We start from the raw sequence: 22,469 nt of genomic DNA, 5'->3' as shown, positions 1-22,469 counted from the left end.
CGCCGCCGTGCAGGGAATCTGGACTACAGAACGGATTCGCGCGGCGGAGGACCTGCTGCTCGCGCGCACTCCGGACGGCGAGCTGATGCGCCGGGCCTCCTTCGGCCTGGCCGCCGAGGTGGCCGGGCTGCTGGCCGAGGACACCGGCGGTGTCTCTGGCCGGCGGGTGGTGCTGCTGGTCGGTTCCGGCAACAACGGCGGCGATGCGTTGTGGGCTGGCGCTTTCCTGCGTCGGCGCGGAGTCGCGGTGGCTGCGGTGCTGCTGAAGCCGGAGAAGGCTCATCCGGCGGGATTGGCTGCGCTGCGGCGATCCGGCGGTCGCGTGGTGTCCATAGCGGACAGTGCACCATGGATCGAACAGGCGGATGTCGTCGTGGACGGCATCATCGGCATTTCGGCTCGCGGCCCGTTGCGCCCGGAAGCGGCCGAACTGGTCGCGCGGATCGAAGCGCCCGTGGTGGCGGTGGATCTGCCGAGCGGTGTCGACCCGGACACCGGCGCGGTCGACGGCCCGCACGTCACCGCCGCGCGCACGGTCACCTTCGGGGCGCTCAAGCCCGTGCATGTGCTGGCCCCGGAGGAATGCGGCGAGGTCGTGCTGGTGGACATCGGCCTGCGGCCCTGGCTGGACGAGCCGGATCTGCACCGCCTTGACCTGGCCGACGTCGCCGAGGTGTGGCCGATCCCCGGCCCGGAGGACGACAAATACACCCAGGGCGTGGCTGGCATCGCGGCCGGATCGGCGACCTACCCCGGCGCGGCGGTGCTCGCGTCCGGGTCCGCGGTCCGCGCGACGGCGGGCATGGTCCGCTACGCCGGGCACGCCGCGGACGTTGTGCGCTCGCGCTGGCCGGAAATCGTCGCGACCGGCTCGGTCACCGACGCGGGCCGGGTGCAGGCGTGGGTGGTCGGCCCTGGCATCGGCACCGGCGGGGAGGGCCGGGAAATCCTGCGGCACATCCTCGGCCAGGGCGTCCCGGTGTGCGCGGACGCCGACGCCACCACGATCATCGCGAACACCCCCGAAGTCCTCGACGCCCGCGACCCGGACACTCCGCTCGTGCTCACCCCGCACGCCGGCGAGTACGAACGCCTGATGGGCCGCCGCCCGGGCGCGGATCGCGTCGCGGCCGCACGGGAGGCGGCGAAGAAGTACGACGCTGTCGTGCTGCTGAAAGGCCACTGCACGGTCGTCGCCGCACCGGACGGCCGCGTCGCGGTGAACACCCCGCGTGGTTCGTGGCTGGCCACCGCCGGTTCCGGCGACGTGCTGACCGGCCTGGTCGGCTCGCTGCTGGCCGCCGGGCTCGATCCGTGGCTGGCCGCCGCGGCTGCCGCGCAGGTGCATTCGCTGGCGGGTGCGCTCGCCGCCGAGGACGTGCCCACCTCCGCGTCCGGCCTCGTCGATGCCATCCCCGCCGCACTCCGGCTGATCCGCGCGACCGCATAGTTATCGAGTTACGTGTTAACTCGGCTCGCGATATCTGGTAAGAACGAGATGTGAGTCGAGACACGCCAGGACGGCCGAAGGCGCGCCCGTCCGACGCCGCGGTGGAGCAGCGGCGGCAGGAGATTCTCGACTACGTCATTGACCAGGGCGAAGCCCGCATCGACGACCTCACCGCCCGGTTCGGCGTGAGCCTCATGACGATGCACCGCGACCTCGACGAACTCGCCGACAAGCGGCTGCTGCGGAAGCTGCGAGGCAAGGTCGAGGCCTATCCGGCGCTCACGATGGAGACCGCCAGCCGGTTCACGCTGCACTCGGCCGAGAAGGAAGCCCTCGCTGACCTGGCGATCCAGCAGGTCGAGCCCGGCCAGGCGGTGTTCGTGGACGACTCCACCACGCTGTTCCCGCTGGTCGAGCGGCTGGCCCGGATCGAGCGCCGCACTGTCATCACCAACTCGCTGCAGGTCGCGCGGCTGCTGGGCACCGGCGTCGAGGTGGTTCTCGCCGGCGGGCATTACGACCCCGAGTACGACTCCTGCTCCGGTCCCGACGTGCTCGCGCTGCTTGAGCGTGTTCGCGTGGACATCGCGTTCGTCTCGGTGAGCGCGGTCGCGGTCGGCAGGCTGTTCCACCCGGTCCGCGACTACGCCGAGCTGAAGAAGGCCGTGCTACGCGCCGCGAACCGCAATGTGCTGGTGCTCGACCATTCGAAGTTCGGCCGCACCGCGACCTACGCGCACGGCACCGTCGGCGATTACGACCTCCTGATCACCAGCGAAGCCACTCCCACCGAGGAGATCGAGGCGGCGCTGAACGAAGGAACGGCGGTCGAGACCGCGGAGTACGTCGAGGAGGGGCAGCCCTATGACAGCTGAGCTGGTGGCCGGGGTCGATTCGTCGACCCAGTCAACCAAGGTCGTGGTCTGCGACGCACGCACGGGCGAGATCGTGCGCACCGGCCGGGCACCGCACCCGGACGGCACCGAGGTCGACCCCGCAGCGTGGGCGCAAGCGTTTGCGGACGCCACTCGCGACGTCCTCGACGGCGTGCAGGCCATTGGCGTCGGCGGTCAGCAGCACGGCATGGTCACGCTCGACGAGGCTGGCGAGGTTGTCCGGCCGGCGTTGCTGTGGAACGACACCCGCTCCGCGCAGGCGGCCAAGGACCTCACCGACGAGCTGGGCGGACCCGGGGTCTGGGCGAAGTCGGTCGGACTGGTGCCGGTCGCGAGCTTCACCGTCACCAAGCTCCGCTGGCTCGCCGAGCACGAACCGGAGAACGCCGACCGGGTCGCACGCGTTCTGCTGCCGCACGACTGGCTCACCTGGCGGTTGCTCGGCCAGCCGGAAACCGCGGTGACCGACCGCGGCGACGCCTCCGGCACCGGCTATTTCTCGCCCACGGACAACACTTACCGCCCCGACGTGCTCGCGCACGCGTTCGGCGGCCGCACCCCGGATCTGCCGACGGTGCTCGGTCCGTCCGACGTCGCCGGGCACACCAGCGACGGCATGCTCGTCTCCGCAGGCACCGGCGACAATATGGCCGCCGCCCTCGCGCTCGAACTGGCCCCGGGCGATGCGGTGATCTCGATCGGCACCAGCGGCACGGTTTTCGGCGTCACCGAGACCGGCGCGGCGGACGCGAGCGGCCTGGTCGCCGGATTCGCCGACGCCACCGGCCGGTTCCTCCCGCTGACCGCCGCCCTCAACGCCGCCCGCGTGCTGACCGCGGGCGCGGCGATGCTCGGGGTCGACCTGGCCGAGTTCGACCGGCTCGCGCTGGCCGCCGAACCGGGCGCAGGCGGCCTCACGCTGCTGCCGTACCTCGATGGCGAGCGCACCCCGAACCTGCCCGGCGCGACCGGTTCGCTGCACGGTCTGACCAGGGCGAACATGACGCCGGAGAACGTCGCGCGGGCGACCGTCGAGGGCATGGTCTGCGGGTTGGCCGCCGGACTCGACGCGGTGCGCGCGCAGGGCATGGCCGTGAAACGCGTGCTGCTCATCGGCGGCGGCGCGCAGTCCGCCGCGGTGCGGGCGATCGCGCCGATCGTGCTCGGCCTGCCCGTCGTGATCCCCGAGGTCGGCGAGTACGTCGCGCTCGGCGCCGCCCGGCAAGCCGCCTGGGCGCTCGGCGGTGCCACCGAGCCGCCCGCGTGGGCCGGGACCAAAAACCAGCTCGTCTTGGGCGAGCCAGCCGGGGCGCTGCGCGCCGCGGGCATCGAGATCCAGCAACGCCACCTCGACGCGCGCGAGGCCGCGCACGGGGTTTCCGCGAAATTGGGAGAGGACTGACCGATGGCCAGCATCACCTACGACAAGGCGACCCGGCGCTACTCCGGGACGGAGCGTCCCGCGGTCGACGCGCTGGACCTGGAGATCGCCGACGGCGAGTTCCTCGTGCTGGTCGGGCCGTCGGGCTCGGGCAAGTCCACCGCGCTGCGGATGCTCGCCGGCCTGGAGGACATCGACGAGGGCGCGGTCTGGATCGGCGACCGCGACGTCACCCAGCTGCCGCCGCGTTCGCGCGACATCGCGATGGTGTTCCAGAACTACGCGCTGTACCCGCACATGTCGGTCGCGCAGAACATGGGCTTCGCGCTGAAGATCGCCGGGCGGCCCGCGTCGGAGATCAAGCAGAAGGTGCTCGACGCGGCGAAGCTGCTGGACATCGAGCAGTACCTGGACCGCAAGCCGAAGGCGCTGTCCGGCGGTCAGCGGCAGCGCGTCGCGATGGGCCGTGCGATCGTGCGCGAGCCGCAGGTCTTCCTGATGGACGAGCCGCTGTCGAACCTCGACGCGAAGCTGCGTGTCTCGACCCGTACGCAGATCGCCGCGCTGCAGCGCCGGCTCGGCGTCACCACCGTGTACGTGACCCACGATCAGGTCGAGGCCATGACGATGGGTGACCGCGTCGCCGTGCTGTCGGACGGTCTGCTCCAGCAGTGCGACACCCCGCGCGCGCTGTACGACCGGCCCGCAAACGTTTTCGTCGCGGGCTTCATCGGCTCCCCGGCGATGAACCTGGTCGCCGCGAAGCTCACCGCGGACGGTGCCGAGGTCGGCGGCGTGCAGGTGCCGCTCAAGCCCGAGGTCCGGTCCGCGGCCGACGGCGACATGGTCACCATCGGTTTCCGCCCGGAGTCGCTGGAGGTCACCACCGACACCGACGGCTCGCTGCCGATCAAGGTCGAACTGGTCGAGGAGCTGGGCTCGGACGCTTACGTCTACGGCAAGCTCGGCGCCGGCGTCGAGGAGAGCGCCGAGGGTTCGTCACGCAACGTGGTCGCCCGCGTCGACCCGCGTACGCCGCCCGGCATGGGCGACACCCTGCACCTGCGGATCCGTCCGGACGAGCTGCACGTGTTCTCCGGCACGTCCGGGCAGCGTCTCTCCTGAGCCGATAGCGTGGGAAACTGGCAGTCGTTATGACTGCCAGTTCTCCGCACGCCGAGACCGTGGTCGATCTCGGCGCAGTGCGCCACAACGTTTCCCTGCTGGCCGCCCGGGCCACCGGCGCGGCCGTGATGTGCGTGGTCAAGGCCGACGGATACGGCCACGGCGCGGTCCCCGTCGGGCGCGCCGCGGTCGAGGCCGGGGCGAGCTGGCTCGGCACCTGCTCGCTGCGGGAAGCCCTCGACCTGCGGGCCGCGGGCCTGTCCGTGCGGCTGTTCAGCTGGCTGGACGTGCCGGAACTGGATTTCGCGCCCGGCATCGAGGCGGATATCGACCTTGGCGTCAGCTCGCTCGGCGAGCTGGCCCGGGTCGACGCCGCGGCGACGCGTGCCGGAAAGCGCGCCCGTGTGCACCTCAAGATCGACACCGGGCTGAGCCGCAACGGCTGCCCGCCCGCCGACTGGCCGGCACTGGCCGAGGCGGCGGCCACGGCGCGCGGTGTCGAGGTCGTGGCCATCTGGTCGCATCTGGCCTGCGCTGACGAGCTGGGGCACGCGTCGATCGACGCACAGGCGAAGCTGTTCGCCGAGGCCTACGACGCGGCGCGTGCCGCTGGTCTCGACCCGATCCGGCATCTGGCGAACTCCGCGGCCACGCTCACCCGGCCCGACCTGCATTTCGACCTGGTCCGCCCGGGTATCGCGATGTACGGCCTCAACCCGGTGCCCACCGACGACGACCTGCGTCCGGTGATGACCTTCCGTTCCACCGTGGTGCTCACCAAGCCGCTGGCGGCTGGCGAGTCCGTCTCCTACGGGCACACCTGGACCGCGCAGGAGGACACCACGCTCGCGCTCGTGCCCGCCGGATACGCCGACGGGGTGCCGCGCACGCTGTCCGGCCGGATGGACGTCTGGCTGGGCGGGAAGCGGCGGCCGGTCGTCGGGCGGGTCTGCATGGACCAGCTCGTGGTCAACGTCGGCAACGAGGACGTGCCTCAGGTCGGCGACGAGGTCGTGCTGTTCGGATCAGGCCGCTCCGGCGAGCCGACCGCGCGCGAATGGGCGGACAAGCTCGGCACCATCGACTACGAGATCGTCACCTCGATGTACCGGCCGCGCGTGCACCGCCGATACGTGGGGGAGCGGGAGTGACTCCTTCGGCCCGGCTGTGGGCGATTGCTGGCGGAGTCGGAGCGGTCGTGACGGGTGCGGCAGCGGCAGTCGTCGCTTCGCAGCAACGCAAACCGACCGAGGACCCGTTCGCCGAGGAGCCGCTAGGCGAGCTGAAGCCGGACAGGACGTCCACTGTCGCGGCTGAAGACGGTACGCCGCTGTCGGTCGAGGAGATCGATCCTGAGGACGGCGAGAAGCCGGAGCTGACTCTCGTCGGCGTACACGGCTTCGCGCTTTCACGGCGCTCGTGGCACTTCCAGCGCCGCGACGTCGCTTCGCTGCGGCTGCCGCGCGTACGGCAGGTCTACTACGACCATCGCGGCCACGGTCTGTCCGGCGAAGCCTCCACGGAGACGTCGACGATCGAACAGCTCGCGCACGATCTCGACAGCGTGCTGCGCGCGATAGTGCCCGAAGGACCGATCGTCCTCATGGGACATTCCATGGGCGGCATGGTCATCATGGAGCTGGCCGCGCAACGGCCAGACCTCTTCGCGGACCGCGTGTGCGGAGTTGCCTTCATCGCGACCGCGGCGGGCGAAGTGGGTGCGCGCGGGTTGCCGAGGCCGTTGCTGTCCAAGTACAACCCGCTCACGCGCGGCGTCGGCGAGCTGGCCGGGTGGCAACCCGGGTTGGTGGAGTTCGTGCGCGCAGCCGGTGGTCAGCTGACCCGGCAGGCAGTGCGCCGGCTCGCGTTCGGCAGCCGCGACGTCTCGCCGCGCCTGGTCGACTTCATGCTGGAAATGCTCGCGGTGACGCCGGTGCGCGGGCTGATCAACTTCGTGGACACTCTCGGCAGCCACCACCGCTACGCTGTGCTTGCCGGGCTGAAACACGCGCAAGTGCTGGTCATCGGCGGCGATTCGGACCGCTTCACGCCGTTCGCGCACGCCGAGCGCATCTTTGAAGAGCTGCCGGACGCCGAGCTGGTGCGCGTGCGCGGAGCCGGGCACATGGTGCAGCTCGAACAGCCCGAGCTGGTGAACAGCCATCTCATCGACCTGCTGCAGCGCTGTGGGGGCAGCGCCGCGCCGAACCGGCGAAACTGGTGGTGGACAAGGTGATTCTGGAAACCCCCGAGGACACGATGGCCTTCGGGCGGACGCTGGGCGCGGCCCTGCGTGCGGGCGACCTGGTGCTGCTGGACGGTCCGCTCGGGGCCGGGAAAACGACGCTGACCCGCGGGATCGCGGACGGTCTCGGCGTCGGCGGCCGGGTCAGCTCGCCGACCTTCGTGCTGGCGCGGGTGCACGCCGCGGGGGCGGCCGGGGTCCCGCTGATCCACGTGGACGCGTACCGCCTCGGCGGCGACCTGTCCCAGTTGGACGACCTCGATCTGGACACTGACCTGCAATCGTCCGCGGTGGTCGTCGAGTGGGGCGAGGGCAGTGCGGAGCGGCTGTCCGAGAACCACCTGGTCATCCGCCTGACCCGGCACGACGACGACACCCGGACCCTCGTGCTGGAACCGCACGGCTCCTGGACCGCCCGGGTCGACGAGCTGCAAGCGGCCTGAAAGCCGGGAAGGACTCCTTGCCGGAATCAGATTCCCGCAAGGAGTCCTTCACCGCTGGTCAGGCGATTACCGCCCGGCCGTGGCTTCCTCGCTGGCGGACAGCGAAGGAGCCGAGCCCGGCAACGGTTTCCTCGCCGTCTCCTTCAGCTTCAGCAGCGTGAGCACGCCGACCACGCCGGCGATCATCAGGTAGTACCCCGGCCACTTGAGATCCCCGGTGGCCAGCACCAACGCGCTCATCACCAGCGACACCGTCCCGGCGAACGCGGACACGAAGATGTTGAACGAGATCGACAGCCCCCCGTAGCGGACCTCGGTCGGGAACAGTGCGGGCAGCGTGGACGGACAGGTCGAGGAGAAGCAGATCAGCAGCAGGCCCATCAGGACCAGGCCGAGCAGCACCGAGATCAGCGAGCCGCTCTTGAGCAGCAGCACCATCGGCAGGCCGAGCACGATCAGCCCGCCCGCGCCGACCCACAGGATCGGCTTGCGGCCGTACTTGTCGCTGAGCTTGCCGAGCAGCGGGATCAGCAGCACGCCCAGCCACAGCACGCCGATCTGCAGCCATTCCGCGGCGGTGGCCGAGATCGCCTGTCCGCCGTTCTCGGACATGGTGCGGTCGTCCTTGAGATAGGTCGGCATGTAGCTGGTGAGCATGTAGTTGGTGACGTTCCAGGTCACCACGAGCCCGCCGGCCAGCAGCATCGTCGGCCAGTACTTCGAGAAGATCGTCCGCACCACGTGCTTGGCCTCGGAGTCCTCGCGCTTGCCGGACTCGTCGAGCAGCTGCTGGAATGCCGGCGTCTCCTCAAGCTTGGTCCGCAGGTAGACCCCGACGATGCCGAGCGGGAGCGCCACCATGAACGGGATCCGCCAGCCCCAGGTGTCCATGAAGGCCGGGGTGGAAACCAGCGGGAGCACCGACGAGACGGTCGCGCCCAGCGCGTACCCGATGAAGGTGCCGAACTCCAGGAAGCTGCCGAAGTAGCCGCGGCGGCGGTCCGGGCTGTACTCGGCGATGAACGTCATCGCGCCGGCGTACTCGCCGCCGGTGGAGAAGCCCTGGAGAACCCGGGCGCAGACCAGCAGGATCGGCGCGGCCAGCCCGATCGAGGAGTACGACGGGATCAGTCCGATGAGGAACGTGCCGGTGGCCATCAGGATGACCGTCACCGCGAGCACCTTGGTCCGGCCGATCCTGTCCCCGAGCGGGCCGAAGAACAGGCCGCCGAGCGGACGCACCAGGAACGCCACGGCGAAGGTCGCGAACGTCGCGAGCTGGGCCAGCGCGGGATTGCCGGGTGGGAAGAACTGCGCCTCGATGGTGGTGGAGAGGTAGCCGTAGACCCCGAAGTCGAACCACTCGGTGATGTTGCCGACCGCGGCCGCGCCGACCGCCCGGCGCATTGTCGCGTCGTCCGTGACGGTGGCGCCGCCCGACGGCCCCCTCCCGTCTGCTGCCTCTGTCACATCGCTCCCTTCGCGTTTGCAGGACTCCCTGCGCAGAGCCCCCGACCTCACCTACCGCGAGCAGCCCAAAGCCTAACGTGATACGTCTCACTCCCGCTCGGGGGTAGCGCAGGTAACGCAGACCGGGGAGCATGCGTTATAGCAGGTAGATACCTGTAAAACCCCATCAACTCGCACACGTCGGCCAGCGGATCACCCGGATTCGCCGACGGTATCGACGTGTGCAACCCGTGAGGAGGAGCCGCAATGACGGCAGTATTCGTGGCCATCGCAAGCTGTGCAACCGCGGGAGTCGCTGTAGCGGCCACCCTCGCGTCCTACGCGCAGCGCAAGTGGCGGGTCCGCGCCGTCGAGGCGTGACCCGTCAGGACTCGACGATTCCGAGTGCCAGGCCGAGGCCGACCAGATCCTGCGGGCGCAACCGCAGCTGGTCGGCCACGGCCGGCACTTCGGTCATCGGGCGTTTCAGGATCGCCGCCGCGGCTTCCGGGGAAGTGACCGAGAAGTAAGCGTCCGGGGCGATCCACGTCGCGCCCGAAGCGGCGAAAGCCAGCGCGCCACCCGAACCGCCCTCGCCGATCACCAGCGTCGTGACCGGCACCGCGGCGGTGGCGATCGCCTCGAACAGCTCCGCGATCGCTGGTCCGATCCCGCCTTCTTCCGCTTCCGTGTCGTTTGCCGCGCCGGGAGTGTCCACCAGAGTCAGCACCGGAATCCCTAACCGGGACGCCAGCCGGACGAGTCGCGCTGCGGTGCGGAAACCGGCCGGACGCGTCGCGGTGCCGCACTGTGCTGCGTACGCGATCGCGCGGCCGTCTCGCCAACCGAAGCCACATTGGACGCCTTCGTCCACGTGACCGGCACGGTCGCCTTGTACGTTCTCTCGCCAGTCGAAGTACGCGTCGAGGTACTCGGGTGCACGCGCTCGCGAAGAAGCGCGCGCCGCACGTACGGCGTCCCAGCCGGTTTCGGGCAGCGCGGTGTCGCGACGGGCGTTCGGCGGGGGAGCAGGCTCTGTCGACGGCGAAGCCAACAGCTGTAGCCAGCGCGCGAGTACGTCTCCCAGCTCCGCTGTTTCAACGAGACGGTCGACTTGGCCCCACTCAAGCTTCGCTTCGACGGTGTACGCCTCTGCCGGAGACGTTGCAGGCCGTACGCGGGAGCCTGCGAAGCCCACTTGCGCGTCCGGCAGTCCCAACACGACGTCGGAACCGGCGCCGAGCGTCGCCCAGCCGCCGCCGGTCGAGGGGTCGCGGAGAACGGAAATCTGCGGGATGCCCGCCGCGCGTGCTTCCGCGGAGGCGCGCGCGATTCGTTGGAGCTGGGAAAGCGCGCGCATGCCGTGCTGCATCCGGCTGCCGCCAGTCGCGACCAGCGAAACCACTGGCAGTCCACGCTCTTTCGCGTGGGCGAAGGCGGCTTCGACGCGGTCGCCGGTCTGCTGTCCGATCGAACCGCCGAGGAAACCGAACTCCCAGGCGATCAGCACCGTGGGCACGTCGCCGATGCGCGCTTCCCCGACGACCACCGATTCGGTTTCGCCAGTGCGCGCGGCGGCTGCGGCGCGAGCCTCCGGATACCCCGGCCAGCCGAGCGGATCGTCCGCCGGGGTGTCCGCGACGGGCAGATCGGTGAACCCGGTGGAGAGGCCGGCCAGCAGCTCGCGCGCGGTGGTCCTCATCCCAGCGCTCGCTTCATGACTTTGCCCATGTCGTTGCGCGGCAAGGCATCCAGGTATCGCACGACGCGCGGCCGCTTGTGCGGGGCGAGCAGCTTCGACACGTGGCCGGCGAGGTCTTCCACCGTCGGGCGTTCGCCGTCCGGCACGACCCACGCGACGATCCGCTCGCCGAGGTCGTCGTCCGGTTCGCCGGTCACCGCCACCTCGGCGACGTTCGGATGTTCCAGCAGCGCGTTCTCGATCTCGCCCGCGCCGATCTTGTAGCCGCCGCTCTTGATCAGGTCGGTGGCCTTGCGGCCGACGATCCGGACGTAGCCGTCGGGGTCGCGGGTGGCCATGTCGCCGGTGCGGAACCAGTCGCCGTCGAGCGCGGCGGCGGTCGCGTCCGGGCGGTTGAGGTATTCGGTGAACAGATTCGGCCCGCGGACCTGGATCTCGCCGACCACGCCGGGTTCTTCCACCGCGGCCCCGGACTCGTCGACCAGCCGAAGCTCGACCCCGGCGAGCGGGACGCCGACCGAACCCGGCTTGCGCTCGCCGTCGGCGCGGACGCTGGTGTTCATCAGGGTTTCGGTCATGCCGTAGCGCTCCACGACCTGCTGTCCGGTCGCGGCGGTGATCCGCTGGTGGTCGTGCACCGGCAGCGCGGCCGAGCCGGAGACCAGCAGCCGCGCGGACTTGAGCGCGTCAGCGAGGGCTTCGTCGGCCGCGACCGCTTCGGCGATCCGGTGATACATCGTCGGGACGCCGAACAGCATCGTCGCGCCGTTCGCGAGTTCCTCGGTGACGCCTTCGAGGGAGAACCGGCCAAGGTGGCGGACCGAGCCGCCGCGGCGCAGCGGACCGAGGATGCCGAGGATCAGGCCATGGACGTGGAACAGCGGCAGGCCGTGGACGAGCACGTCGTCGGCCGTCCACTGCCAGGCGTCCTCAAGCGCGTCGAGTGTGGTCGCGATCGCGCGACGGGGGAGTACGACGCCCTTGGGCGGACCGGTCGTGCCCGAGGTGTAGACGATGAACGCGGGCGCTTCGGCGTCCGGCTCGCCGGCCGGCGGCTTCCCGTCGCCCGCCAGCGGAATGTCGTGTCGCGGCAGGTCAAGCGCGGCAGGCAGTTCGACGCCGGGCTCGGCGAGCACCAGCGCGGGCTCGCTGTCGGCGAGGATATGGCCGAGTTCGCGTTCGCCGATCTTGGGGTTGAGCGGCACCACCGGAACCCCGGCGAGCAATGCGGCGACCACCGCGACGCTGGTGTGCGGCGTCGGCGTCGCCCACACCGCGACCCGGCGGTCTCGCGGCAGCTCGGCGGCCAGCGCCCCGGCGACCGCGCCGAGTTCGGCGTAGCTGAGTTTTCGGTCGCCGAAGCGCAGCGCTTCCTTGCCGGATCCGGCGGCGACTGCGGGAAACAGCGGATCGGGCACTTTCGCGGACCTCCTGCGTCACCGGCACCTGGAACCGCACCGTACCGCCTTGTGGCGGTCGCCACCTGCGACGCGATTCACAGCTCCGGATTGTCCGGGGTACCCAGGTTCAGGCGAGATTGTCGAGCAGCGCGCGCACGCGCTCGACCATCGTTTCGGGCCGGGCCGGTGCGACGTTCACGTACCGCTCGCCGCCGTCGGTTTCGGAGAACGAGAACAGGTAACGCCCGTGCTCGGTGTCGTAATACGTGCAGATGTCGCGCCCGCTGATCCGCCGCCCGCCGAGCCCGTCGCGGACCCCCGCGGTGATCTGCCCGCCGCCCACCCTCGGCAACGCGGCGACGTCAAGCAAATGCCGCACATCCTGGCGGGCCGGACCGCCGTCGATAGCCAGGTTCAACGCCGATTCCGGCACCGACACCGCCTGCCCCTGCGCAGGCTGGACGCGCGGCAACTCCCGGATCAGATCCTCGGCCAGCGCCTCGGCTCGGGCCGGCCGCACCACCACCGTGCTGGTGGAGGGCATGTGGCAAGCGAGCACCCCGTCCTTGCCTAGTGCCGCGACAACCAGCCGATACCGCCGATCCCGCCCGCTCTCGACGGTCGCCGAAAGTTCGCTGGCCCCACGGCACAACACGGTCATGGTCCGGACGAACGTCTCGTCCAGACCGCCGCGACCCCACACACCTTGGTCGGCCATGGCGCTCACCGCGGCTTCGCGGTACGCGCGCGTCTCCTCGGGGTCGCGCCAAAGCGGGTCGGGCGCGAGCGCCGCCGGGAGCGAAACCCCAGCCAGTTCCGCCGCGAGGGGCAGGCAGTCGGCAGGGAGCACCAGCTCACGGGCGAGCACGAGCATCGTCAGAGCCCGATCACCGGCGGAACCGCCTTCGGAAGGTCCCCGATGAGCGCGGCGTCGGGATCCTGCTCGACCAGGTAGTCGGCGGTCTCGTGGACGAGGTCTTCTTCCCCTTCGCCCTTCTGGCCGCGACCCATCGCGCCCGCACCCATGCCCGATGCCCCGGCACGCCCGGTGGCTCCCGCCGCCGCTCCGCCTCGCGCGGTCCCTTCTGCGTTGCCGAAGGGACCAGTGCCGGTCCCCGCGCCTCGGCCGACGTTGCTGCCCGCGTTCCCGCTGCCGTTGCTGCCCGCGTTGCCGCCGCCGGTTCCCGGGATCCCCGGTGTGTACAGACTGCTGCCGCCCCCGCCGGTGGCGTTGGGGTTGCTGCTGTTGAACGACCAGGAGTTGGGATTGCTGGTGCTGTTGGGGTTGTTGGTGCTCGTCAGGTCCGGCGGAACGTAACTGGACGTCCGGGTGTCGTCGGGCAGGTTGTTGTGCGGCGGAACGTATTTGCCCGGCGTCTCCGGCGGATTGCTGTGCGGCGGAGACACCGGGCCCCACCGGTGGGTGTCCGAAGGCGGCAACGTTCCCGGCGGCCCAGTGCGATTGCCGGAGTGGTCGCGGTGGGTGGTGTCGCTGCCGGTGCTGCCGCCGACGTAGCCGCCCTCGGAATGGGTGCCGCCGGGGCCGCCCGGGGTGTAGTGCGTGGGCAGATGCGCGGTGCCGGTGCCGCCGGGCTGGGTAATGGTGAAGTCACCGCCAGCGGAGGGGAGAGCCAGCTGCCCGTATTGCGACGGGTCCGCCCAGCGAGCGGAGTTGTCCGTCGATTCCTGGTGGTACGCGTTGTAGCTTTCGGTGACCGCCTGCGCTTTCTGGTTCCAATCGTCGATCTCGTCCTGCCGATTGGAGAGGAACGAAAGAGGAGTTCCGGAAACCCAGTCGTCGGAGGGTTTGTCGCCGACGTCGCCGATGTCTTGGATCTTGCTGTGCAATTGCTGGAAGGAGCCGCCCTGACCGTGGTAGAGCTCCTGCGCCTGCTGGAGGTGCTGCCCGCTGACCTGGGAAGCCTGCACGAGCGGGCCCGCACCAGCGTAGGCCTGACCGGCGGAGTCTCCCTGCCAGTACTGGCTCATCTTGCCTTGCAGCTGCCGCATGTCATTGGCGATTTCCCGGTGCAGCCGCGCCAAGTTGGAGGTCTGGTCGGCGCCTTCGTACATGCCGGCCGGTCCTTGGCCCTTTTTGACCAGGCTGACGATTTGCTGAGGGGTGTATTCAGTCATCATGCGCCTGCCTTGATGGTCGTGACAGCAGCAGTGGCGGCCTTTACGGCCAATGAGCACGGGTCGGCGTAGCTCGGCGACGATTTCTGAAGGATGACTGACGAGGTGAACGCCTCGTCATCGGTGACTCCGACCGCGAGCTGACATCCGCCGCGGTTCCGGTCGTCGAGATTGCTGAAGAACGCAGACGGGTATCCGGCGATGTCGGGGCCGACCTTGAAATAGCCGACGGACGAAGTGGCGGTGTTCTCGTAGACCGTGCTCAGTCCGCCTTGGTGCGGCACGAAGCCGATGGTCAAGCCGCTGTCGTCGGCGTCGAACCAGTTGCAGATCGGTGCGGCGTTGCCGTCCGACTGTGAATGACGGACCGAATTCAGGATCTCGGTCGCCTGCGCCGGGGTAAGCACCGTGCAAGGATCCTGTTCGTACTTTCCGACGGCCAGCGGGTTGCTTACGCGCGGTGCCTGCGGTCCGCTGCTGACCGGAGCCGAGGGAGTGCCTGATGCGGCAGGCGCCGGGGTGCCTGGATTCGACGAGCAGGCGGTGGCGGCGAGCAGCAGGACTCCGGTCGCGGCGGCGACGGCAATGGTCTTCGTCACCAGGTCATCCTTGCCTGTTCATGCCGTCGGTGTTCGCGTGGTCTTGCTTCTCGTACTTGTCGACGGCTTCTTTGAGCTTGTCGGCGTAGCTCTTGGCGTATGTGTACTGCTGCTCCAGACTCGCCGAGTATGCGCTGGCATGCTGGTCAGCCGCCGTCTTCTGAAGCGTGCTGGCCGAGTCGTCGGCAGGCTTCCTCAGCGTCGGCAGCGCTCGGGCGAGCTGCCGGGCCTTGAAGAGCTTGTCCGCGACGCCCTGCCACTCCGGCAGGAGCGCTTTCATCGCCGCGACATCCATGTTGAACCCGCCGCCCGCCGCCGCGGCGTTGACCTTCGCGTCTTCAGCCGCGCGCTGCTGGTAGACGCGCACGCCGTTGGAGTTCATCGCTTCGCCGAACTGCTTGTCCTGGCGGTCGCGCCTGGCCTGCTCTTCCGGGTCGACATACCCCGCGCGACCGTCCGCCGGCTGGCTGCTGCTGGACGACTGCCCATTGCCCACGATGACGCTTCCCCTCGCTCCCGGCGGCACTGTCTGCGACTGCCGATGCTCTGACTGAGCTTAATCGGTCGAGGTTCCGCGTGCGGACAAAATCCCCCAAGCCGGGCAGGTGTCAGGAACCTGCCCGGAGGGTGGCGACGACCGGCGTTGCCGCATTCAGGGCGACCGCGCAGGGGTCGTCTTTTGGTAGACGGTGGCGAGGCCGCCCTTCCCGGGGAGCAGGACGATGGCGAAGAAGCTGTTTCGCGGTCGTTCTAGGTGCAGACCGGGGCTACCTGGCCGGCGATTTTGCGGTTGCGGACCGCGTTGAAGACCTCGGCGGCCTGGGGAGCAGAGCACCAGGGTCCTGTTCGTATTTCCGCACATTGAACGGCTGGGTCACCTGCGGCACCTCAGGTGGCACAGCTTCGTCACGGAACGTATCTTCCTGGACCACGAAGACCGCCCCGCCCGCTCCCCGGTCCCCTTCGGACCAGAGCTATCCTGGGAAATCGTGCTGGTATTGGCGATCGACACGGCTACTCCGGCGGTGACGGCGGGCATCGTCGCCGTCGACGAGGCTGAGCTTGTCCCCCGGGCGGATCGCGTCACGGTGGATCCTCGGGCGCACGGCGAGCTGATCGCCCCGCATGCGCTGGCTGCTGCGGAGGAGGCCGGGGTCACGCTCCGCGAACTCGACGCGATCGTGTGCGGCGTCGGGCCGGGCCCATTCACCGGGCTGCGGGCTGGCATGGCCACGGCGGCTGCGTACGCGCACGCGCTCGGCATTCCGGCGTACCCGGTGAGCAGTCTCGACGCGATCGCGGCTGACGTCGTACGCACGGAGAAGCCGTTTCTCGTCTTCACGGACGCGCGGCGCCGCGAGGTCTACTGGGCTGCGTACGACGCTTCGGGTGCGCGCACGGACGGTCCCCACGTACAGCGGCCCGCGGACATCGAGACTGACATTCGTGTCGCGGCGGGCGACGGGGCGTTGCAGTACGCGGCAGCGGTGGGCGTGGTGCCGATCGAGCCGCGGTTTCCGTCGCCGGCTGGGTTGGTGCGCGTTGCGCGTACGGCGCTTCTTGAGCGCGCTGAGCCGGAGCCGTTGACGCCGCTGTACCTGCGTCGTCCGGACGCTGTCGAGCCCACGGCGCGCAAGAGGGTGACTGCACTGTGAAGCTCGACCAACTGCGCCGCGCAGACGTCGCGAGGTGTGCGGAGATCGAGAAGATCCTCTTTCCCGGCGACGATCCATGGAGTGCGCGTGCGTTCCATTCCGAGCTTGACCAGGGGCATTACTACCTGGCGGCGCGGTCGGATGACGGGGAGACGCTGCTCGGGTACGCGGGGCTCGCGGTGGTCGGACGGCGCGGTGACTACGAAGCGAGCGTCCACACGATCGGTGTCGTGCCCGAGGCTCAAGGGCAGGGCATCGGCAAGGCGCTGCTTCGTGCGTTGCTGACGCGTGCTGACGAGTTGCACGCGGCGGTCTTCCTCGAAGTGCGCACGGACAACGACCCCGCTGTGAACCTGTACGAGGCGCACGGTTTCCAGAAACTCGGCATCCGGAAGCGCTACTACCAGCCTTCCGGTGCGGACGCGTTCACCATGGCCCGCCCCGCGCAGGCCCCGGCACGAGACGAGGTGGCCGGCTGATGGCGCGCGTCATCATGGGTATCGAAAGTTCCTGCGACGAGACCGGGGTCGGCCTCGTCCGGCTGCACGACGACGGCACGGTGGAACTGCTCGCTGACGAGGTCGCGTCCAGTGTGGACCAGCACGCTCGCTTCGGCGGTGTCGTACCGGAGGTTGCCAGCCGTGCGCATCTCGAAGCGATGGTGCCGACGGCGGAGCGCGCGTTCGCCACGGCGGGGCTGAAACTCTCCGATGTGGACGCGATCGCGGTGACGGCCGGACCGGGTCTCGCTGGTGCCTTGCTGGTGGGCGTTTCGGCGGCGAAGGCGTATGCGACCGCGCTTGACGTGCCGCTGTACGGCGTGAATCACCTTGCCGGCCACATCGCGGTGGACACGTTGCAGCACGGCCCGTTGCCGAAGCCGGTGTTGGCGTTGCTGGTTTCCGGCGGGCACACGCAACTGTTGCGAGTGGACGACATCGCGTCGGGCATCACCGAACTCGGGTCCACTGTGGACGACGCGGCGGGCGAGGCGTACGACAAGGTCGCGCGTGTGCTGGAGCTGCCGTATCCGGGCGGGCCGCCGATCGACAAGGCGGCCAAGCAGGGCAACCCGAAGGCGATCGCGTTTCCGCGCGGGATGACCGGTCCGCGCGACGCGAAGTTCGACTTTTCCTTCTCTGGCTTGAAAACGGCGGTGGCACGCTGGGTGGAGAACACCGAGCGCACCGGCGACCCGGTGCCGGTGAACGACGTCGCGGCGTCCTTTCAGGAAGCGGTCGCGGACGTGCTCACCGCGAAGGCGATCCGTGCCGCGCGCGAACAGAACATCGGTACGTTGGTGATTTCGGGTGGCGTGGCAGCGAATTCGCGGCTTTCGGAGTTGGCGGCGGAGCGGTGCGCGGAGGCTGGCATTGAGCTGCGCGTGCCGCGGCCGCGCTTGTGCACGGACAACGGCGCGATGATCGCGGCGTTGGGTGCGCACGTGGTGGCGGCCGGTCGATCCGTGGCACCGCTGGACTTCTCAGCGAACCCGGGGCTGCCGGTCAATGTTGTGTCCCTTTAGGACTCACGAGAGCGGCGGAGCTGACGGACACCCCCAGCAACGCCTCGATCGCCGAAGCTGATTGCGCGGCGGCGGAACCGTTTCCGTACGGATTAGCTGACGTGGCAGCGTTAATCTCACCGCGGAGAATGCGTGCGGCGGTGTCGGCGATCAGCTCGGTGTCGGTGCCGACCAGCCAAGCGCAACCGGCTTCGACGGCCTCCGGGCGTTCCGTGGTGTCACGCAACACCAGTACCGGCGTGCCGAACGTCGGCGCTTCCTCTTGGATGCCACCGGAATCCGTCAGCACGAGCGAGGCCAACCGCAGCGCGCGCACGAGGTCTGGATACTCCAGCGGCTCAGTGACGGTCACTCGCGCGACTCCGCCCAGCACCTCCTCGACCTGTTCCCGCACAGCCGGATTCGGATGCACCGGGAACAGCACCTGCACGCGCGGATGGGCATCGACGATCTGGCGCACCGCAGTCAGCGTGCGCGTCAACGGTTCACCCCACGACTCGCGGCGGTGCGACGTCACCAGCACCAACTGCTCGCCTGCTTCGGCGATTCCCATCTCCAGCAAGGCAAGCGCCGGATCGCGCGCGGGCAAGTCGCGCGCCGCCACCGCGAGCACGGCGTCGACGACGGTGTTGCCAGTACGCGTGATCCGCTCCGAAGGGACGCCCTCGGCCAGCAAAGCCGCGCCCGCGGCCGCCGTCGGGACCAGGTGCAGTGCGGCGATCCGCGAGATCATCTGCCGCGTTCCCTCCTCGGGGAACGGCGCCGCCAAGTCGTGCGTACGCAGTCCGGCTTCGAGGTGCACCACTGGAATGCCGAGCCAGAACGCGGCGAGCGCGCCGGCCAGTCCGGTGGTGGTGTCGCCTTGCACGACGACCGCCGACGGCTGGTAGCGGCGCAGCGCGGCGTCGAGCGCGGGCAGCAGGCCGGACACCAGTTCCGCCTGCGTGCCGGACACCCGCGGCGGCACGTCGAGCCACGCGTCGATCCCGACCTCGAACGGGGCCAGTGCCTGTTCGACCATGCCTTGGTGCTGACCGCTGTGCACGACCAGCGGCCGCAGCCCGGGCCGGGCCTCCAGGGCCAGTGCGAGCGGCGCGAGCTTCACCGCCTCCGGGCGCGTCCCGGCCAGCAGCATCACGTCCAACGTTTTCACCCTTTCGAGTGTCCCGGAAATCCGGGCTGCCGACGGGAGCACGCCGGCAGCCCGGATTCTTCAGCCGTCCAGGCGGGAGAACCGCCGATTCCGGCGGCGGACGGCGATCAGCGCGGCGATCCCGAGGATCACCAGCGCCACGCCGACCGCGAGCCACCAGCCGACGTCGGCGCCGGTGGCGGCGAGGGTACCCACCCCGCCACCGGCGACGCCGACCCCGGCGCCAGGCATCTTGTACATCGATCCATCACCTCACCGGGTCAGGCAGCCGAACGACGCCGGGAGACGCGCAGGCCGACCGGCACCGCGATCGCGGCGACCACGCCGAACCCGATCCACATGCCTGCCCCCGAGGCGAGCGGCATCGGCGGAGCGGCCGGGCCGCAGGTCGCCGACGACAGGATCACGTCGCCCGAGCCGAGCGCGCCCAGCGCGTCGCCGCCGAGCAGCTTCAGGTGCAGGGCGTTGACGGTGAGGCTGCCGTCCTTGTTCTTGATCTGCTCGTTCAGGATCAGCGTCGCCACGTGCAGCGGGCCGACCTGGACCTTCAGTTCGGTGTTCGCCGCCGGGTTGGCGTCGACCTTGCCGAGGCTGCCGAGGCTGGCGCCGGCCAGCGTGCTGGAGCCCTTGACGCCTTCCTGGGTCGCGGTGCAGACGGCTTCGACCGCCTTCACCCCGACATTGCCGACCGCGACCTTGAGCAGCGGCAGCCCGACGTCGGCGACGGACGCTTTCGCCGTGACCGCGCCGGAGTTGTCGTCGCGCACAGCGGACGTCTTGATCACGCCGGTGGTCAGCACGCCGGGCACGTTCGCGGAAACCGCGGTGCTTTCGGTCGGGCCGTTGGTGTTCGCGGCCGCGAGCGGGCCGAGATGCACCGCGGGCTGGCCGAGCAGCGTCACGTTGACGTCGACGCCGTAGGCCGACCCGTCGCCGGGAGCGGCGCTGGCCGGAGCTGCTCCGGCCAGGGCGATGCTCGCCACGACAGCGGCGAGCAGGCCGCCTCGTCGCACGAGGTGTCTCTTCACTGGTCCTCCGAATTTTCTCAGGGCGAGCCGCTGCGCGGACTAAACCCGCTGAGCAAGAGTCGGCACGCGGATCGGTTATCGGCGGACGTTTCCGAAATAGCACAGCTTTTTCGCTGAATCACCAGATCGGGTGATAATAAATTCGACTTTCCCCAGGTCGTGTGAAGTATCACCCTAACGGACTAGCAAGCTTGCGTAAGAATATGCCGAAAGCTGCTCGGGTGTCCCCGGAAAGGGGCTGCCCGGCGAAGGGCGGAAGCTGCCGCGGACACGACCGTGGCCGGGTCCGCCCTGGTTCCGCTGGGTTTCTTCTTGAGAGGGTCGTCGTGACAGCAGTCAACGCGCCGGTGTCAGGCGCATCCCGGTTTCCGCTGCGTATGGCGGTGCTCGGGGTGCTCGCCGCGGGGGTGGTGCTGGTGCTCGTGGAACGCGGGTACCGGGAACTGGAGGTGCGACTGGCCGGGGTGATCCTCCGGGTTATCACCTCATCGGGGGTCTATGTGGCCGGAAACCGGGAATCGGTCTACTTCGGGTTGTCCGGCGATACTCCATTCGGGTTGCGGATGACTCCGGAATGCTCGTCGGTTTTCCTTCTTCTACCGCTGCTATTAGTGACCGCCGCACTTCTGTGGTTCCGGCCACAGAATGCCCGGAGGCTGTTTTTCTCGCTGGGAATTTCCGCGATCACGGTGATTCTGGTTAATCAGTTACGAATTCTCACCATCGTCGGGCTGGTCAACGGGCTCGGCACCGACGAGGGCTACTACTGGGGCCACACGCTGCTCGGCTCGCTGGTCAGCGTCATCGGCGGCGCGATCTCGCTGGTGCTGTTCGTGTGGCTGGCGACGAAGAAGACGAAGGCCGAGAAACGGGCCGCGGCGTGAGTGGTTCCGGCCTGAAGATCCTGCTGTCGGTCACGCAGGCGTTCGCGCTCACCATGAGCGTCGCGTTCCTGGTGTACGTCGTGGTGATCGTCGTGCCGTACCTGCGCCGCAAGCCCGCTCCGGTCGGCGACCCGGCCGACTTCTCCTGGCACTTCTTCGTCCCCTGCCGCGACGAGGAGGTGGTGATCCGCGAGACGGTGAAGTACCTGCGCAGCACCTTCCGCCGCGCGCACGTGTGGGTCGTGGACGACGACTCCGACGACCGCACCGCCCGCGTCGTGCGCTCGGTGTGGCGGCGCAACGGCGGCTACGACCCGAATCTGCACCTCGTCGCCCGTCAGCGCCCAGAAGCGCGTACGGGCAAGGGAGACGCGCTCAACGCCGCCTACCGCGAGCTGGACGACTGGCTCGGTCCAGGCGCGGATCGGGACCGCGTGGTGGTCGTGGTGGTCGACGCGGACGGCCGTCCCGCGCCGAACTGTCTCGAAGTGTGCGCGGCAGACCATCTGTTCGGCGACGAAACCGTTGGCGCCGTTCAGCTCGACGTCCGGATGAGCAACTTCCGCAGCCGTCCGCCCGGCCGCACGTGGTTCTCCCGCGCCTTCGGACTCAAGCTCGCCCAGCTGCAGGACTTGGAGTTCCGCACCGCGATCGCGGCGATCCAGACCTCCCGCGGCTTCACCGGCACGATCTCCATGGGCGGCAACGGGCAGTTCACCCGGCTGTCCGCATTGGACTCGATCGCGGGCGGCGAACTGGCCCCGTGGCGCGGTTCGCTGCTGGAGGACTTCGAACTCGGCGTGCACCTGCTCACCGCGGGCTGGCGCACCGGGTTCACGCCGGATTCGCATGTGGCGCAAGAAGGTCTGTACAGCCTCCGCCGGTTCCTGGTGCAGCGCACGCGCTGGGGTCAGGGAACCATGCAGTGCATGCGGTACCTGCGCCGGATCTGGGACTCGCCGCACGTGTCCACTTTGGGCGCCGCGGAAATGATGTACTACCTGGCGCAGCCGTGGATGCAGCTGCTCGGCTCGCTGCTGTACCCGGTGCCGTTCATCCTGCTTCTGGTGAGCACCGCGGGCGATCCCGGCCAGGTGTGGACGTGGTTCACCGGCGGGGCTTGGATTCTTTTCGCGATCTACGGTTCGTTCGGGCTGCTGCCGTTCGTCGTGTGGGGTCCGATTTACCAGATGAAATGCTTGCGCAGCAAGAATGTTGTGCGTGGGGTGGGGATGGGGCTGCTGTACGCGGCTTACATCTACACCTTCTACATCACGTCTTGGCGGGCGTTGTTCCGGCTGGTGCGCGGGCGTAACGGGTGGGCTAAGACTCGGCGTAATACGGAGGCCGGCGCGGGGGTCAAGGTGGCTCTGGACTCGTGAGTGGCGATCCCGGTTC

General features: G+C 69.4%; 22 protein-coding genes. 12 read left to right on the top strand and 10 right to left on the bottom strand.

Going from position 1 to position 22,469, the window contains the following annotated elements; genetic code table 11:
• The first annotated feature begins 7 nt into the window (after positions 1 to 7).
• The 7 genes from BM362_RS00225 to tsaE are packed head-to-tail and all read left to right on the top strand — an operon-like array spanning position 8 to position 7,540.
• The gene (locus BM362_RS00225) at positions 8 to 1,450 is read left to right on the top strand and encodes an NAD(P)H-hydrate dehydratase (RefSeq protein WP_093571852.1); all 1,443 of its coding nucleotides are present in this window, start codon (positions 8 to 10) and stop codon (positions 1,448 to 1,450) included.
• Positions 1,451 to 1,500: 50 nt separating this feature from the next.
• Positions 1,501 to 2,325 (top strand): DeoR/GlpR family DNA-binding transcription regulator, encoded by an 825-nt coding sequence (locus BM362_RS00220; protein ID WP_093571851.1) that lies wholly within the window; start codon positions 1,501 to 1,503, stop codon positions 2,323 to 2,325.
• The gene (gene xylB / locus BM362_RS00215; protein ID WP_093571850.1) at positions 2,315 to 3,748 is read left to right on the top strand and encodes a xylulokinase; all 1,434 of its coding nucleotides are present in this window, start codon (positions 2,315 to 2,317) and stop codon (positions 3,746 to 3,748) included. The genes BM362_RS00220 and xylB overlap by 11 nt, the downstream gene beginning before the upstream one ends.
• 3 nt (positions 3,749 to 3,751) lie before the next feature.
• Complete coding sequence (locus tag BM362_RS00210; RefSeq protein ID WP_067587965.1) at positions 3,752 to 4,852, top strand: ABC transporter ATP-binding protein; 1,101 nt, start codon at positions 3,752 to 3,754, stop codon at positions 4,850 to 4,852.
• 29 nt (positions 4,853 to 4,881) lie between these two features.
• Positions 4,882 to 6,003 (top strand): alanine racemase, encoded by a 1,122-nt coding sequence (alr, locus tag BM362_RS00205; RefSeq protein WP_093571849.1) that lies wholly within the window; start codon positions 4,882 to 4,884, stop codon positions 6,001 to 6,003.
• Positions 6,000 to 7,088, top strand: a complete 1,089-nt coding sequence (locus BM362_RS00200) for an alpha/beta fold hydrolase (protein WP_167545172.1) — start codon at positions 6,000 to 6,002, stop codon at positions 7,086 to 7,088. The genes alr and BM362_RS00200 overlap by 4 nt, the downstream gene beginning before the upstream one ends.
• Positions 7,076 to 7,540 (top strand): tRNA (adenosine(37)-N6)-threonylcarbamoyltransferase complex ATPase subunit type 1 TsaE, encoded by a 465-nt coding sequence (tsaE, locus tag BM362_RS00195; protein WP_425285677.1) that lies wholly within the window; start codon positions 7,076 to 7,078, stop codon positions 7,538 to 7,540. The genes BM362_RS00200 and tsaE overlap by 13 nt, the downstream gene beginning before the upstream one ends.
• Before the next feature lie 66 nt (positions 7,541 to 7,606).
• Here the strand turns inward: tsaE and BM362_RS00190 are convergent, their stop codons facing one another.
• The 7 genes from BM362_RS00190 to BM362_RS00160 form a co-directional block, all read right to left on the bottom strand.
• Complete coding sequence (locus BM362_RS00190) at positions 7,607 to 9,010, bottom strand: MFS transporter (protein ID WP_067587974.1); 1,404 nt, start codon at positions 9,008 to 9,010, stop codon at positions 7,607 to 7,609.
• 364 nt (positions 9,011 to 9,374) lie between these two features.
• Positions 9,375 to 10,691 carry a carboxyl transferase domain-containing protein gene (locus tag BM362_RS00185; RefSeq protein ID WP_093571847.1) on the bottom strand — a complete coding sequence of 439 codons (1,317 nt, stop codon included), beginning with the start codon at positions 10,689 to 10,691 and terminating at the stop codon, positions 9,375 to 9,377.
• Positions 10,688 to 12,109 carry an acyl-CoA synthetase gene (locus tag BM362_RS00180; protein ID WP_067587980.1) on the bottom strand — a complete coding sequence of 474 codons (1,422 nt, stop codon included), beginning with the start codon at positions 12,107 to 12,109 and terminating at the stop codon, positions 10,688 to 10,690. Before BM362_RS00180 ends, BM362_RS00185 begins: the two co-directional genes overlap by 4 nt.
• Before the next feature lie 109 nt (positions 12,110 to 12,218).
• A complete protein-coding gene (locus BM362_RS00175; protein ID WP_067587983.1) occupies positions 12,219 to 12,965 on the bottom strand; it encodes an ESX secretion-associated protein EspG in 747 nt (248 codons plus the stop codon).
• Between the two features lie 2 nt (positions 12,966 to 12,967).
• The gene (locus BM362_RS00170) at positions 12,968 to 14,227 is read right to left on the bottom strand and encodes a hypothetical protein (protein WP_093571846.1); all 1,260 of its coding nucleotides are present in this window, start codon (positions 14,225 to 14,227) and stop codon (positions 12,968 to 12,970) included.
• Entirely contained in the window at positions 14,227 to 14,826 is a 600-nt protein-coding gene (locus BM362_RS00165; RefSeq protein ID WP_208865082.1) for a DUF3558 domain-containing protein, read from the bottom strand. The genes BM362_RS00170 and BM362_RS00165 overlap by 1 nt, the downstream gene beginning before the upstream one ends.
• Positions 14,827 to 14,830: 4 nt before the next feature.
• Positions 14,831 to 15,322 (bottom strand): hypothetical protein, encoded by a 492-nt coding sequence (locus tag BM362_RS00160; protein ID WP_093571845.1) that lies wholly within the window; start codon positions 15,320 to 15,322, stop codon positions 14,831 to 14,833.
• A gap of 493 nt (positions 15,323 to 15,815) precedes the next feature.
• On the opposite strand from BM362_RS00160, the gene tsaB reads away from it, so the two are divergent.
• The 3 genes from tsaB to tsaD are packed head-to-tail and all read left to right on the top strand — an operon-like array spanning position 15,816 to position 18,006.
• A complete protein-coding gene (gene tsaB, locus BM362_RS00155) occupies positions 15,816 to 16,481 on the top strand; it encodes a tRNA (adenosine(37)-N6)-threonylcarbamoyltransferase complex dimerization subunit type 1 TsaB (protein WP_067587997.1) in 666 nt (221 codons plus the stop codon).
• Positions 16,478 to 16,960, top strand: coding sequence for a ribosomal protein S18-alanine N-acetyltransferase (gene rimI / locus BM362_RS00150; RefSeq protein ID WP_093571844.1), 483 nt, complete (start codon positions 16,478 to 16,480; stop codon positions 16,958 to 16,960). Before tsaB ends, rimI begins: the two co-directional genes overlap by 4 nt.
• Complete coding sequence (gene tsaD / locus BM362_RS00145) at positions 16,960 to 18,006, top strand: tRNA (adenosine(37)-N6)-threonylcarbamoyltransferase complex transferase subunit TsaD (protein WP_067588003.1); 1,047 nt, start codon at positions 16,960 to 16,962, stop codon at positions 18,004 to 18,006. Before rimI ends, tsaD begins: the two co-directional genes overlap by 1 nt.
• Here the strand turns inward: tsaD and wecB are convergent.
• The 3 genes from wecB to BM362_RS00130 all read right to left on the bottom strand — a co-directional run bounded on the left by wecB (position 17,987) and on the right by BM362_RS00130 (position 20,187).
• Positions 17,987 to 19,150, bottom strand: coding sequence for a non-hydrolyzing UDP-N-acetylglucosamine 2-epimerase (wecB, locus tag BM362_RS00140; RefSeq protein WP_093572671.1), 1,164 nt, complete (start codon positions 19,148 to 19,150; stop codon positions 17,987 to 17,989). The two genes, tsaD and wecB, sit on opposite strands and share 20 nt — an antisense overlap.
• Before the next feature lie 69 nt (positions 19,151 to 19,219).
• On the bottom strand, positions 19,220 to 19,399 hold the full coding sequence (locus BM362_RS00135; RefSeq protein WP_067588006.1) for an LPXTG cell wall anchor domain-containing protein: 180 nt from the start codon (positions 19,397 to 19,399) through the stop codon (positions 19,220 to 19,222).
• Positions 19,400 to 19,419: 20 nt separating this feature from the next.
• On the bottom strand, positions 19,420 to 20,187 hold the full coding sequence (locus BM362_RS00130) for a choice-of-anchor protein CoaP (protein ID WP_067588009.1): 768 nt from the start codon (positions 20,185 to 20,187) through the stop codon (positions 19,420 to 19,422).
• 377 nt (positions 20,188 to 20,564) lie between these two features.
• On the opposite strand from BM362_RS00130, the gene xrtP reads away from it, so the two are divergent.
• On the top strand, positions 20,565 to 21,071 hold the full coding sequence (xrtP, locus tag BM362_RS00125; RefSeq protein WP_067588012.1) for an exosortase P: 507 nt from the start codon (positions 20,565 to 20,567) through the stop codon (positions 21,069 to 21,071).
• A 53-nt stretch (positions 21,072 to 21,124) separates the two neighbouring features.
• Positions 21,125 to 22,453, top strand: a complete 1,329-nt coding sequence (locus tag BM362_RS00120; protein WP_067588167.1) for an XrtP-associated glycosyltransferase — start codon at positions 21,125 to 21,127, stop codon at positions 22,451 to 22,453.
• The last annotated feature ends 16 nt before the right edge of the window (positions 22,454 to 22,469 follow it).

The sequence above is a fragment of the Amycolatopsis rubida genome (assembly GCF_900115345.1).
Classification (GTDB): Bacteria; Actinomycetota; Actinomycetes; order Mycobacteriales; family Pseudonocardiaceae; genus Amycolatopsis; species Amycolatopsis rubida.
This window is presented reverse-complemented; position numbering and strand designations above follow the sequence as displayed.

Excerpts from the sequence above, each read along its gene's own strand:
- BM362_RS00135 (WP_067588006.1), bottom strand. The coding sequence starts at position 19,399 with ATGTACAAGATGCCTGGCGCCGGGGTCGGCGTCGCCGGTGGCGGGGTG.
- BM362_RS00120 (WP_067588167.1), top strand. The coding sequence starts at position 21,125 with ATGAGCGTCGCGTTCCTGGTGTACGTCGTGGTGATCGTCGTGCCGTAC.
- BM362_RS00210 (WP_067587965.1), top strand. The coding sequence starts at position 3,752 with ATGGCCAGCATCACCTACGACAAGGCGACCCGGCGCTACTCCGGGACG.
- BM362_RS00175 (WP_067587983.1), bottom strand. The coding sequence starts at position 12,965 with ATGCTCGTGCTCGCCCGTGAGCTGGTGCTCCCTGCCGACTGCCTGCCC.
- xrtP (WP_067588012.1), top strand. The coding sequence starts at position 20,565 with ATGGCGGTGCTCGGGGTGCTCGCCGCGGGGGTGGTGCTGGTGCTCGTG.
- alr (WP_093571849.1), top strand. The coding sequence starts at position 4,882 with ATGACTGCCAGTTCTCCGCACGCCGAGACCGTGGTCGATCTCGGCGCA.
- BM362_RS00170 (WP_093571846.1), bottom strand. The coding sequence starts at position 14,227 with ATGACTGAATACACCCCTCAGCAAATCGTCAGCCTGGTCAAAAAGGGC.
- tsaD (WP_067588003.1), top strand. The coding sequence starts at position 16,960 with ATGGCGCGCGTCATCATGGGTATCGAAAGTTCCTGCGACGAGACCGGG.
- xylB (WP_093571850.1), top strand. The coding sequence starts at position 2,315 with ATGACAGCTGAGCTGGTGGCCGGGGTCGATTCGTCGACCCAGTCAACC.
- BM362_RS00185 (WP_093571847.1), bottom strand. The coding sequence starts at position 10,691 with ATGAGGACCACCGCGCGCGAGCTGCTGGCCGGCCTCTCCACCGGGTTC.